At 62.5% G+C, this 13,344-nt stretch carries 11 protein-coding genes and 1 pseudogene; 8 read left to right on the top strand and 4 right to left on the bottom strand.

The window, feature by feature from the left end; translation table 11 throughout:
• Positions 1-50 precede the first annotated feature (50 nt).
• The 8 genes from M6689_RS08865 (at position 51) to M6689_RS08830 (ending at position 8,943) form a co-directional block, all read left to right on the top strand.
• Complete coding sequence (locus M6689_RS08865) at positions 51-986, top strand: aspartate carbamoyltransferase catalytic subunit (RefSeq protein ID WP_298270442.1); 936 nt, start codon at positions 51-53, stop codon at positions 984-986.
• A gap of 87 nt (positions 987-1,073) precedes the next feature.
• On the top strand, positions 1,074-2,351 hold the full coding sequence (locus tag M6689_RS08860) for a dihydroorotase (RefSeq protein WP_298270439.1): 1,278 nt from the start codon (positions 1,074-1,076) through the stop codon (positions 2,349-2,351).
• Positions 2,352-2,445: 94 nt separating this feature from the next.
• Complete coding sequence (gene carA, locus M6689_RS08855) at positions 2,446-3,570, top strand: glutamine-hydrolyzing carbamoyl-phosphate synthase small subunit (RefSeq protein WP_298270436.1); 1,125 nt, start codon at positions 2,446-2,448, stop codon at positions 3,568-3,570.
• A gap of 59 nt (positions 3,571-3,629) precedes the next feature.
• Positions 3,630-4,532 carry a radical SAM protein gene (locus M6689_RS08850; protein WP_298270433.1) on the top strand — a complete coding sequence of 301 codons (903 nt, stop codon included), beginning with the start codon at positions 3,630-3,632 and terminating at the stop codon, positions 4,530-4,532.
• Position 4,533: 1 nt separating this feature from the next.
• Entirely contained in the window at positions 4,534-4,863 is a 330-nt protein-coding gene (locus M6689_RS08845; protein WP_298270430.1) for a DMT family protein, read from the top strand.
• 39 nt (positions 4,864-4,902) lie between these two features.
• Positions 4,903-8,148, top strand: a complete 3,246-nt coding sequence (gene carB, locus M6689_RS08840) for a carbamoyl-phosphate synthase large subunit (RefSeq protein WP_298270428.1) — start codon at positions 4,903-4,905, stop codon at positions 8,146-8,148.
• A 77-nt stretch (positions 8,149-8,225) separates the two neighbouring features.
• On the top strand, positions 8,226-8,705 hold the full coding sequence (gene greA, locus M6689_RS08835) for a transcription elongation factor GreA (RefSeq protein ID WP_298270426.1): 480 nt from the start codon (positions 8,226-8,228) through the stop codon (positions 8,703-8,705).
• Between the two features lie 40 nt (positions 8,706-8,745).
• Entirely contained in the window at positions 8,746-8,943 is a 198-nt protein-coding gene (locus M6689_RS08830) for a DUF1858 domain-containing protein (RefSeq protein WP_298270424.1), read from the top strand.
• A gap of 83 nt (positions 8,944-9,026) precedes the next feature.
• On the opposite strand, the gene M6689_RS08825 is transcribed toward M6689_RS08830, so the two are convergent.
• From M6689_RS08825 to M6689_RS08810, 4 genes and pseudogenes are all read right to left on the bottom strand, one after another.
• Positions 9,027-9,905 (bottom strand): DMT family transporter, encoded by an 879-nt coding sequence (locus M6689_RS08825; protein WP_298270421.1) that lies wholly within the window; start codon positions 9,903-9,905, stop codon positions 9,027-9,029.
• On the bottom strand, positions 9,902-10,669 hold the full coding sequence (locus M6689_RS08820) for a DUF72 domain-containing protein (protein WP_298270418.1): 768 nt from the start codon (positions 10,667-10,669) through the stop codon (positions 9,902-9,904). The genes M6689_RS08825 and M6689_RS08820 overlap by 4 nt, the downstream gene beginning before the upstream one ends.
• Positions 10,670-10,742: 73 nt before the next feature.
• Positions 10,743-12,641: a DUF3857 and transglutaminase domain-containing protein gene (locus M6689_RS08815; RefSeq protein ID WP_298270416.1), complete on the bottom strand. Its 1,899-nt coding sequence runs from the start codon at positions 12,639-12,641 to the stop codon at positions 10,743-10,745.
• Between the two features lie 82 nt (positions 12,642-12,723).
• Positions 12,724-13,344: pseudogene (locus M6689_RS08810) on the bottom strand (hypothetical protein); the annotation flags it as partial.

The raw sequence follows: 13,344 nt of genomic DNA, 5'->3' as shown, positions 1-13,344 counted from the left end.
TCATTCGTTGGGCGCAGCAAGCGGCGCCCTTACGGAACAAAGGGGGAACGATGGGGTTCAAGCACAAGGATATCATCGGACTGCAGGGACTGAGCCGGGAGGAGATCCAGCTCCTTCTCGACACGGCCGACAACATGAAGGAGATTTCGGGCCGCGACATCAAGAAGGTGCCGACCCTGCGCGGCAAGACGGTGGTGAATCTCTTCTTCGAGGCATCCACCCGCACCCGCACCTCGTTCGAGATTGCAGCCAAGCGACTTTCCGCCGATACGATCAATATCTCGGCCTCGACCAGTTCCGTGACCAAGGGGGAGACCCTCTCCGACACCGCGCGGAACATCCTGGCCATGAAGCCCGACATCATCGTCATGCGCCATGCCGCCTCGGGGGCACACCATTACCTCGCCCAGCGGGTATCCTGCTCGGTCATCAACGCCGGTGACGGCGCCCACGAGCACCCCTCCCAGGGGCTTCTCGACATGCTGACCATGCGCCAGAAGTTCGGGACCCTCGACGGGCTCACCGTGGCCATCGTCGGCGACATCACCCACAGCCGCGTGGCCCGCTCCGACATCTTCGGCCTCACGACCATGGGGGCCAGCGTCCGTCTCGCCGGCCCGCCGACCATGATGCCCCCCGGTATCGAACGGCTCGGCAACGTGACCGTCTGCACCGACATGCGGGAGGCGATCGCGGGGGCCGACGTGGTGATGATGCTCCGGATCCAGCTGGAGCGTCAGGGTAAGACCCTGCTGCCGACGCTTCGCGAGTACTCCCGCTACTATGGCCTCAATCCCCAGAACCTGAAGCTGGCCAAACCCGGCGCCATGGTCATGCACCCCGGTCCCATCAACCGCGGGGTGGAGCTCTCATCCTACGTGGCCGACGGGGATCAGTCGGCAATCCTCACCCAGGTTGAGAACGGCGTGGCGGTGCGGATGTCGATGCTGTATCACGTTTCCGGTGGCGAGCTGCCGACGGAGTGAATCCGGGCATTGTAGGGGCGAATCTTGTATTCGCCCAATTCAAGGGCGATCACAAGGATCGCCCCTACACGAATCGCGAGGTGACCAATGAATCTTTTGATAAAGGGAGGGCGGGTGATCGACCCGTCGCAGGGGATAGACGAAGCACTCGACATCCTCGTGGAGGACGGTGTTATCAAGGCGCTCGGCAAGGGGGTCAAGGCTCCGGCCCAAACGGAGATCGTCGACGCCTCCGGCCTGATCGTCACGCCGGGGCTCGTCGACATGCACGTGCACCTGCGGGACCCGGGGCTCGAATACAAGGAAGACATCGTCTCCGGCACCAGGGCCGCGGCGGCCGGCGGGTTCACCTCGGTGGCCTGCATGCCCAACACCAAGCCGGTGAACGACAATAAGGCGGTGACGAGCTACATCGTCGCCAAGGCGAAGGAGGAAGGGGTCGTAAACGTCTTTCCGGTGGGTTCCATCACCCAGGGGAGCAAGGGTGAAGCCCTGGCCGAGATGGGGGACCTGAAGAAGGCCGGTTGCGTGGCGGTCTCCGACGACGGCCGGCCGGTGACCAGCTCCGAGCTCATGCGCCGGGCCCTGGAGTACGCCAAGGGGATGGGGATCATGGTCATCTCCCACGCCGAGGACCTCTCCCTGGTGGGGGAGGGGGTCATGAACGAGGGGTTCGTCTCCACGGAACTGGGGCTCAAGGGTATTCCCTGGGCCGCCGAGGACGCCGCCACCGCCCGCGAGGTCTACCTGGCCGAGTTCACTGACTCGCCGCTCCACATCGCCCACGTCTCCACCAGGGGGGCGCTACGGATCATCCGCAACGCCAAGGCGAGGGGAGTGAAGATCACCTGCGAAACCGCGCCCCACTACTTCACCCTCACCGACGACGCGGTGCGGGGCTACGACACCAACGCCAAGATGAACCCGCCGCTTCGCACGGCCGATGACGTGGCCGCGGTCAAGGCGGCACTTGCCGACGGCACCATAGACGCCATCGCCACCGACCACGCTCCCCACCATCTGGACGAGAAGGACGTGGAGTTCAACGTCGCCCTGAACGGGATCATCGGCCTGGAGACCTCGCTGCCGCTCTCCCTGAAACTGGTGGAGGAGGGGGTGCTTACCCTTCCGGCACTGGTGGAAAAGATGGCGCGCAACCCGGCCAGGATTCTCGGGATTGACCGCGGGACCCTGAGGGAAGGGGCGGTCGCCGACATCACCGTCATCGACCCTAATGCCTCATGGACCGTGGAGGCCGACAAACTCGCCAGCAAGTCCAAGAACTCCCCCTTCCTCGGGCGGGAGCTGAAGGGGGCCGCGGCGTACACCATCGTCGGCGGCCGGATTGTGCATAAACGAGGTTGACCGTAGGGGCGCCGCTTGCTGCGCCCTGTTTTGCCGATTCATCGGGCGCAGCAAGCGGCGCCCCTACCGATAACGGATACACAGGAGCATGTTCATGAAAGCAGTACTTGCGCTCGCAGATGGGCGCATCTTCGAAGGAAAATCGTTCGGCGCCACTGGGGAGGCCACCGGCGAGGTGGTCTTCAACACCGCCATGACCGGCTACCAGGAGGTCCTGACCGACCCTTCGTACCGGGGGCAGATGGTCACCATGACCTATACCCAGATGGGCAACACCGGCATCAACCCCGAGGACATTGAGAGCAAGCAGCTCTACCTCTCGGGGTTCATCGTCAAGGAGTACCACGACTGCTACTCCAACTGGCGGGCCACCATGAGCCTCGACGCCTACCTGAAGGAGAACGGTGTGGTGGGGATCCAGGGGCTCGACACCCGAGCCTTGACGCGTCACCTGCGGGACAGGGGGGCCCAGAACGGGATCATCTCCACCGTCGACTTCGACCACGAAAGCCTCGTGAGAAAGGCCCGGGCCGTGCCGAGCATGGCCGGTCTCGATCTCGCCTCCGGCGTCACCTGCGACAGGCCCTATCACTGGACCGAGAAACTCTGGGACCTGGAGGCGGGGTATACCGTCGCCGCGCCTGAGGAGCTGAAGTACAAGGTGGTGGCCTACGACTTCGGCATCAAGTACAACATCCTCCGCTGCCTCGTCTCGGCCGGATGCGACGTGACCGTGGTCCCCGCCACCTTCCCGGCCGAGGAGACCCTGGCCATGAACCCGGACGGCATCTTCCTCTCCAACGGCCCCGGCGACCCGGAGCCGATGACCGCCGTCATCGAGAACATCAGGAAGTTCGTCGGCAAGAAGCCGATTTTCGGCATCTGCCTCGGCCACCAGCTCCTGGGGTTGGCGCTTGGCGGCAAGACCATGAAGCTCAAGTTCGGCAATCACGGCTCCAACCTGCCGGTCATGGACCTGGAGACCCGCCGGGTGGAGATCACCGCCCAGAACCACGGCTTCTCGGTGGATATCGTGTCGCTGGGTCACGCCTGCGACCTGGCCCACGAGAACCTGAACGACCAGACCGTGGAGGGGATGAAGCACAAGGACCTCCCGATTTTCTCGGTCCAGCACCACCCCGAGGCATCGCCGGGGCCCCACGACTCCCACTACCTCTTCGGGCGGTTCGTGGAGATGATGGAGAAGGACAAGGCGTAGGGGCGAATCTTGTATTCGCCCATGACGAGGGCGATCACAAGGATCGCCCCTACAGGACCATGCGATACATCGATCTTTATCAATCAGGCGAATTGTGGGAGCGGGTCAAGGCGGCCTATGCACGGCTGCGCTCTTGCGATCTCTGCCCCCACTACTGCGGGGTGAACCGTCTGGCCGGCGAGACCGGTCTCTGCCGGGCGGGATGGCGGCCGCGGATCGCCTCGGCCAACGCTCACCATGGCGAGGAGCCTCCCATCTCCGGGACAAAGGGATCGGGGACGATCTTCCTCTCCTGGTGCAGCCTCCACTGCCGGTTTTGCCAGAACTTCCCCATCAGCCAGCAGGGAAACGGCACGGACCTGACAACGCGGGAGCTGGCGCAGCGGATGCTCGGGCTGCAAAAGCGCGGGGTGCACAACATCAACTTCGTCACACCGACCCACTTCCTGCCGCAGATCCTGGCCGCGCTCTGGCTGGCCATTCCCGGCGGGTTCCGGCTTCCCCTCGTCTGGAACTCCAGCGGCTACGAGAAGGTGGATGCCCTCCGGCTCCTGGACGGGGTGGTGGACATCTACCTGCCGGACATGAAGTACGCGGCGGAGGAGCCGGCGGTTCGGTTTTCTTCGGCCCCCGGCTACAGGGATATCAACCGGGAGGCGGTTGCCGAGATGCTTCGCCAGGTGGGGCACCTGGAGATGGACGAAGAGGGGAGCGCGGTGCGGGGCCTCATCATCCGCCACCTGGTGCTGCCGGAGGGGGCGGCCGGGAGCGGCGAGACTCTTCGCTGGATCGCCGAGAACCTGAGGACCGAGACCCACATCGCCCTGATGAACCAGTTTTTCCCGGCTCACCGTGCCGCCGACACACCGGGGATCCACCGCAAGATCACCGACGAGGAGTACGACGAGGCGGTGGAGGCCCTGGAGGAAGCCGGCCTGGAGAACGGCTGGGTGCAGGATTAGCATGAGAACAATCGTTTTGCTGGCGCTGTCCAACATCTTCATGACCTTTGCCTGGTACGCGCACCTGAAGAACCTGAAGGCGGCACCCTGGTACATCGCGGTGGCGGTGAGCTGGGGGATCGCCTTCTTCGAGTACCTGATCCAGGTGCCGGCCAACCGGATGGGGTACGGCACCTTCAGCCTGGGGCAGCTGAAGATCATGCAGGAAGTCATCACGCTTGCGGTCTTCGTTCCCTTTGCGGTCTACTACATGGGACAGCCGCTGAAACTCGACTATCTCTGGGCCGGCTGCTGCCTGGCCGGAGCGGTGTTCTTCATATTCCGGGGATAGATTCATTTTTTAACGACGATACATCAGCAAGGAGTTGCAATGCCTAAAAGAACAGACATCAAAAAGATCCTCATCATCGGCGCCGGCCCCATCGTCATCGGCCAGGCGTGCGAGTTCGACTACTCCGGCACCCAGGCGTGCAAGGCGCTGAAGGAGGAGGGGTTCGAGGTGGTGCTCCTGAACTCGAACCCGGCCACCATCATGACCGACCCCGACTTCGCCGACCGGACCTACGTGGAGCCGGTCACCCCCGAGGTGCTGGCGAAGATCATCGAGAAGGAGCGTCCCGATGCGGTGCTCCCGACCCTCGGCGGCCAGACGGCCCTCAATACCGCCGTGGCGGTGGCGGAGAACGGAACCCTTGAGAGGCTGGGGGTGGAGCTGATCGGCGCCAAGCTTCCCGCCATCAAGAAGGCCGAGGACCGGACCCTCTTCAAGGAGGCGATGGAGCGGATCGGCCTGTCGGTTCCCCGCTCGGGGCTCGCCCACAACTACACCGAGGCGATGGAGGTGGTCAGGCACGTCGGCTTCCCGGCCATCATCCGTCCCTCCTTTACCCTGGGGGGGACCGGCGGCGGCATCGCTTACAACATGGAGGAGTACGAGAAGATGTCCATGGCCGGCATCGACGCCTCCCCCACCGACGAGATCCTGGTGGAGGAGTCGGTCATCGGCTGGAAGGAGTACGAGCTGGAGGTGATGCGGGATACCGCCGACAACGTGGTGATCATCTGCTCCATCGAGAACTTCGACCCCATGGGGGTCCACACCGGCGACTCCATCACCGTGGCCCCCGCCCAGACCCTGACCGACAAGGAGTACCAGATCCTCCGGGATGCGGCCCTGAAGATCATCCGCGAGATTGGGGTCGACACCGGCGGCTCCAACATCCAGTTCGGCATCAATCCGCGCAACGGCCGTCTCGTGGTGATCGAGATGAACCCCCGGGTGTCGCGCTCCTCGGCCCTCGCCTCCAAGGCGACCGGCTTCCCCATCGCCAAGATTGCGGCGAAGCTCGCCGTCGGCTACACCCTGGACGAGATCAGAAACGACATCACCCGCGAGACCCCGGCCTGCTTCGAGCCGACCATCGACTACGTGGTGACCAAGATCCCCCGCTTCACCTTCGAGAAGTTCCCGGCCGCCGACGCGACGCTCACCACCCAGATGAAATCGGTGGGGGAGGTGATGGCGATCGGGCGGACCTTCAAGGAGTCGTTCCAGAAGGCGCTCCGCTCCCTGGAGATCGGCTCGGCCGGCCTGGAGTCGCGCCTCTTCGTCAACGGCGACACCCGCCGGGCCCTGACCGCAAAGGAACAGCAGCTCCTCCACGACAGGCTCCGGGTCCCCAACTGGGAGCGCCTCTGGTACCTCGGCGACGCCTTCCGCAGCGGCATGAGCGTGGAGGAGGTCTTCGCCCATACCGCCATCGATCCCTGGTTCCTCTATAACATCCGGCAGATCATCGAGAAGGAGGAGGAGCTGCGGAAGATCGATGTTTCGACCGAGACGCCGGAGAACCTCACGGCCATCGTCCGCGAAGCGAAGCAGTTCGGCTTCTCAGACAAGATGCTCGGCCGGTTCTGGGGGAAGAACGACGAGGAGATCCGGCAACTGCGCCTCTCGCTCGGCGTCAGGCCCGTGTTCAAGCGGGTCGACACCTGCGCCGCCGAGTTCGTGGCCTACACCCCGTACCTCTACTCCACCTACGAGGAGGAGTGCGAGGCCGAGGTGACCGACCGGCGGAAGATCATGATCCTCGGTGGCGGTCCCAACCGGATCGGCCAGGGGATCGAGTTCGACTACTGCTGCGTCCACGGCGTCTTCGCCCTGGGCGAGGACGGCTACGAGACCATCATGGTCAACTGCAACCCGGAGACGGTCTCCACCGACTACGACACCTCCGACCGCCTCTACTTCGAGCCCCTCACCTACGAGGATGTCCTCTCCATCGTTGATCTGGAGAAGCCGGAAGGGGTCATTGTCCAGTTCGGCGGCCAGACCCCCCTGAAACTCGCCGTGGCGCTGGAGAAGGCCGGGGTTCCCATCATTGGCACCTCGCCGGACGCCATCGACCGGGCCGAGGACCGGGAGCGGTTCCAGGAGATGCTTCACAAGCTGGAGCTCCTGCAGCCCGAGAACGGCACCGCCCGCTCCTTCGAGGAGGCGGAAGAAGTGGCCAACCGGATCGGCTATCCGGTGGTGGTGCGCCCCTCCTACGTTCTCGGCGGCCGGGCCATGGAGATCGTCTACGACGTGGAGAACCTGCGCCGCTACATGACCACCGCCGTCCAGGCGTCGCCGGAGCACCCGATCCTCATCGACAAGTTCCTGGACAAGGCCATCGAGATTGACGTGGACGCCCTCTGCGACGGGACCGAGGTGGTCATCGGCGGGATCATGGAGCATATCGAGGAGGCGGGGATCCACTCGGGGGACTCGGCCTGCAGCCTCCCGCCGTACTCCATCTCGCAGGAGCTGGTCAACGAAATCCGCCGCCAGACGGAGCTCATGGCCCTGGAGCTGAACGTCAAGGGGCTCATGAATGTCCAGTACGCCATCAAGGACGGCACCATCTACATCCTGGAGGTGAACCCCCGGGCCTCCCGCACCGCCCCCTTCGTCTCCAAGGCCACGGGGCGGCCGCTCGCCAAGATCGCGGCCCGGGTCATGGCGGGAAAGACCCTGAAGGAGCTCGGCGTCGCCGGCGACATCGTGCCGCAGCACATATCGGTCAAGGAGGCGGTCTTCCCCTTCGTCAAGTTTCCCGGGGTCGACACCATCCTTGGCCCGGAAATGAAGTCCACCGGAGAGGTTATGGGGATCGGCCCCGACTTTGCCACCGCCTTTGCCAAGGCCCAGCTCGGCGCCAACGTGAAGCTCCCGAAATCGGGGAATGTCTTCATCAGCCTCCACGACGCCGACAAGAAACATATTGTCGACTCTGCCAAAAAACTCTATAATGCCGGTTTTAAATTGGTTGCCACCCGCGGCACCGCCGCCTATCTGCAGGAGAAAGGGGTTGCGGTGGAGGTGATCAACAAGGTGCTGGAAGGGCGCCCCCATGTGGTGGACGCCATCAAGAACGGCCAGATATGCATGGTGCTCAACACCACCCAGGGAGCCCAGGCTGTGGCCGATTCCTTCTCCATCCGGCGCGAGGCCCTCATGCACAACGTGGCCTACTTCACCACGGTGGCCGGGGCAAACGCGGCGGCGGACGGCATCATCGCCATGCTCAACGGCGAGCTTGACGTGAAGCCACTTCAGGAATACCTGGCGTAAGCCGGCCCGGTTCCGGACCGACCAACGGGGCGGCCGAACGGTTGTCCCGCGATTTTCATTGAGGAGTAGTTAGCGCGATGTCCCATTCAGTACCGATGACCAAGGAAAGTTACGAGGCGCTCCAGGAGGAGCTCAAACGGCTGATCCGCGAGGAGCGGCCCCGGGTGATCCAGGATATCGCCGAAGCCCGCAGCCACGGCGACCTCTCCGAGAACGCCGAATACGACGCAGCGAAGAACCGCCAGGCGTTCATCGAGGGGCGCATCCAGGAACTCCAGGGGAAGCTTGCCCGGGCCTACGTGGTGGACCTCACCGGGATGAAGCCCGACAAGGTGGTCTTCGGCGCCACCGTCACCCTCTACGACACCGCCTCCGAGGATGAGGTCACCTACAAGATCGTCGGTGAGGAAGAGGCCGACATCAAGCTGGGGAAGATCTCCTGCACCTCGCCGGTGGGCAAGGCCCTCATCGGCCACAAGCTCGACGACAGCGTCAAGATCAAGGTGCCGTCGGGACTCACCAGGGAATACGAGATCATCGACATCAAGTACCTGTGAGAGAGAATTTAACGCTACTTTGCGACAGAAAGGAAACAACATGAGCCAGCAGTTCACCAAGGAAATGACCTTCGCCCAGGCCCTCCAGAAGCACCCCGAAGTGGCCAAGGTGCTCCGCAAGTACAACCTCGGCTGCATAGGCTGCATGGGGGCCCAGAACGAGACCCTTGAGCAGGGATGCAGCGCCCACGGTCTCGACGTGAACGAGATCCTGCGGGACCTGAACGCCATCGGGTAGGAACCCCGAAGCGGCAGTTGCAGAGCTGTTCCACGAAAAAAGGCGCCTTTTGGCGCCTTTTTTCTTTTGATGATGGGAGCTTCCTACTCCCGCAGCCGCTTTCCGTCGGGGAGCGGCCGAGCCCGCCCCAGCACCGCCAGGCCGACCCCGCCCAAGATCGCCGCGGCCGCGATGAGAAGCCGCACCGTGATCTGCTCCGAGAGAAAGAGGGCTCCCCCCGCCGCCGCCAGGACGGGAACGGCCAACTGCACGGTCGCCGCGAAGGTGGCCGTCATGTGGCGCAGGACACGATACCAGACGACGTACCCCCCGGCCGAGGCGAGCGAACCGGAAGCGGCGGCGAGCAGGGCCCCCTTCGGGGATGCGTGGAGCGTCGGCATGGCGAAAAGGGAGAGGGCGAGAACCGGGGGGACGGCGCGGACGAAGTTTCCCGCCGTAACCGCCAGCGGGTCGGTGGAGCCCCGCCCCGAAAGGGAGTATATCCCCCAGGATACCCCCGCCACCGCCATCAGGAGAGAGCCCGTCGGGGTCGGTGCCGAAAGACCGGGGAAAACGAGCAGCACGAGCCCGGCCAGCGCCAGGAACAACCCGCACCATTCCGGCGCGCGGGGACGCTCGCCCGAGCGAAGACCGGCCAGGATCATCGTCCCCTGCACGGCCCCGAACAGGATCAGCGCGCCGGTTCCCGCGGCCAGACTGAGGTAGGCGAACGAAAAGGCGACGACGTAGACGAAGAGCGCGGCGGCCGCTCTCCAGTTTCCCCGGCTTTCCACCGGGTGTCGGCCCCTCAGCCGGACGAGGACCAGCAGCGCGAGCGCCCCGGAAACGAGCCTGATGGCGGAAAACCCCGCCGCATCGATGGCGCCCGTCCCGAGGGCCAAACGGCAGAGAACCGAGTTGGCGGCGAAGGCGACGAGCGCGAGGAGGGTCAGGGCTGCGGTGCGGAATCTCTCGCGAATCACTCCACCTCCAAATCTTCAAGGCCTGTCCCGTCCTTCTCGACCATCTCCTTGAGGCTGCGTGCATTCAGGGCGGCGTAGCCGTTCTGGTCGTTGTCGAAGAAGCAGAAGACCTCCTTTCCCTGCCGGGCCCAGGCCGACAGGGCACTCGCCCATCCTGCAAGGGCGACCTGGTCGTACGAACTCTGGTAGGCCCCGCCCGGCCCGTGGAGGCGCAGGTAGACGAAATCGGCCGTGATCTCCCGGGGCGAAAGGGTGCCGGCCAGTTCATAGATGCAGAAGGCGGCACCCCTCCGGCGCAGCAGCGCGTAGACCTCATCGGCAAACCAGCTCGGATCGCGGAACTCGAAGGCGTAGCGAAATCCCTCGGGAAGCCGGGCAAGGAACTCCCCGAGTCGCGCGGCGTTGCATCTCCACCTGGGCGGAAGCTGGAACAGGACCGGCCCCAGCTGCTTTCCGAGTCTTTTGACGCGCCCGAGAAAGTGCTCCACCGCTTCCCCGGCATCCTTTAGCTTTTTCATGTGGGTGATGTAGCGGCTCGCCTTGACCGCAAAGAGAAACTCCCCGGGCACCGCCTTGCGCCAGGCGTCGAGGGCCTCGGCGCTCGGCAGATGGTAGAAGGAGTTGTTGATCTCCGCCGCACGAAAATGCCCCGCATAGTAGCCGAGCATCTCCTCCGGCCTCATCTCCTCCGGATAGAACGGCCCCTTCCAGTGGTCGTAGTGCCACCCCGACGTGCCGATGTGGATGCGGTTTCGCCACGTCATGCGGTACTTTCCCGCACGGCTTGCGCAGCTCCAGGCATAATCACTTCTCCGGGCAGATCATGCGTCTGCCGGCTCAGTCGCTTATCAAAATCTGTGACCGTAGATCGCGCAGGATGCTCCGGGCGCTTTTCTGATATTCCGCCTCATATCCGGACGAACAGACGTTGGTCGCTGTCTTGTCCCGCAAATCCCTGGTGACGGTCAACTCGTTTCCCGACTTCCGGTACGTTGCCCGGTAATCGAGTGAAGGGCTGGAATACTCGAAATCCTTGGGAAAACCGACTATCGTCATTGAAGCGGGAAACTCGAAAACATACTCCTCCACGCTCCGTCCACCGCTGCATACCGTTGCCTTCTTGGGCGTGGGTTCATACGCGCCGGCTGTGATTGTCGCGATGGGGAAAAGACTGGATGCCACAGGTTTAATCGGCATTCCAGTCGTGCTGGCAACGACAAGCAGGTCCTCCAGATTGAAGGAAATGCTGAAATTGTACACATCAAGCAGTTCCTTCGGGTCGTCCTTTTGCAGGGTCCCGGTGCCGTGAACCCCCTGTGATCCCAAGAGCTTTCTGACAGCATACTCTTCCAGGTCACCCCGCAAGTTCCGCATGGCTTCTCTCATACTGATTGCCGGAATGCCCTTGAGGCTGAAGTGGGCAGTTCCAGTGGCGGACCCATCGGGGTTGATCCGAATCCTCGTGCGCATGATCTGCTCGTGGCCGTATTGGGCCGTGGACGGGATCTTTGCCCCATCCTGAAAATGAGAGACCAGCAGGACCGGCTTTTCGCCCAGCGAAAGGGGAAGCATGCCAAAGGGAACGGTTGACGCGGTGGAATCAAGATACATCTTCAGACCGGGAAGGTAGTTGATCACGTGATTTATCGTCGCTACCACGGGGACCTTAGGCAGGTCATATCGGCTGCCGGCGTTCACCAGTGCCTGCTCGCTCTCGATGTTCCTGGCAGCCAGCAGCGCCTGAAGCAGGGTTGCGTGGTCCTTGCAGTCACCCATTTTGTTGTCCAGAACCACGTCCAGATCACGCGGGACAACCGCACCGATGCCGATGCAGTTCCCGCCGTACGAAATGTTTCTGGTCACCCAGTCGTAGATGGCGTGCGCCTGGGCCTCGGGGGCCGCTTTGTCGGCAACGATCTGAGCGGCCAGAGACTTCACTCGGTCGGAAACCGCGGCCTTCGGATTGGCTCTGGCGCCGTACGCTTCGGCGATCTCTCGATAGCTGCCAAAGGTGGAAACGTAGAGGCTAGGCTCGTCCCCCACGAATGAAAGGCCGCTGTCAGCAGCAGTCCATTTCTCGGGTCTTCTGTTCTGGAAGGTCCACTCCAGTACCTGCTTGCCGTCCATCTCCCGTGTTTTTTGCGGTTCGAGGAAATACGCCTCGTGGCGCAGCTTCATCGCTTTGGGGGCGATGATCTTGATGCTGACGTCATCATAGGCCTGGTAGCGCGAAAAACTGTGGGCAACGGAGAACTGGTTGGGGAACATCCCCTCCGTATTGGTCACCCGGGAGGAAAATACGATGCTGTCTCCAACAGCCAGGTCCGGGAAGACTACGCTGATCGTTGTCTCGTCGGAATAGAGAGGAGAGGCGCTGTTGTAACCGTCATTGATCGTGACCTGATAGCTGCTTTTCGGCGCGTCGAGCCGCTGTCCCGACTTCTTCAGGGTGTATGCCTCAAGAATCTCGCCCTTGGCCACACTGGTACTGAAGGTGACCGATGCCGTCTTCTGGCTCTCCACGGCGCTTTCTTTGAGGACAACCATGGACCATTTCTGGCTCTCAACAAAAGAACCGTCCGCATTGACGTCATACACGATATGCCAGCTCGTGCAGCGGACCGGAATGTCGGCTTCCGAGACTGGCTCGGCAACGGCGATAGAAACATTGGCCATGAGGAAAGTTACGAGCAGGAGAAGTTGCTTCATCAAGTTGAGCGGGTCCAGTCGCTGCATTGCTGTCTCCTTGTGATGGTGGGTAATTTTTGCAACGTCACGCTTCAGGGGCGGCTGGCGCGATAGCGACGGCCGATGCTCGTTATTGGTTGTGTGGAGCTACCAGCGTCGTCACTTCTCCCGTGGCAATTACTACCTTGCGGATCGACTGGTCATCGGTCACGTACAGGTTCATACCATCAGATGTAATGTGTGATGGACTTTTAAATCTTGCTGCTGCGCCGGTGCCGTCGGCGGAACTCGTTGCACCAGCGGACCCCGCTAGAGATGTCACAATACCAGAGACTATTACTGCCTTTTTGATCGTATGGTCATAATGATCGGCGAAATAGATGTTGACCGCATCTGAAATCATCCCTGACGGATTGACTATCGGAGGGAGTGTTCCTGTGTTGATGCTCAGGGACGAAACAATGCCCGTATCGGTGCTTACCTCGCGAATTGATGGCGCATCGGCAACATAGAGAGATGTCCCTGTGACAGTAATGCCGCCCCAATAGAAATGACTCGTTGTCAATGTAGTAACCTCGGCTGTGGCAATTACCACCTTGCGAATCGTGTCGGGAGCATTACCCGTTTTTGACGGAGCTTGATCCCCTGCGATAAATAAATGCTGGACATCCTCTTCGGCTTCCCGTATATTACGCTGGGAAACCAGGAGGAAACGGATGGAGCACCATACTACACGCCTCTCATTCTGTGG

Origin of the sequence: Geobacter sp. (genome assembly GCF_027327745.1) — a bacterium.
Taxonomy (GTDB): Bacteria; Desulfobacterota; Desulfuromonadia; order Geobacterales; family Geobacteraceae; genus Geobacter.
Note: the sequence above shows the minus strand (reverse complement) of the source record. Positions and strands in the feature narration are given on the sequence as shown.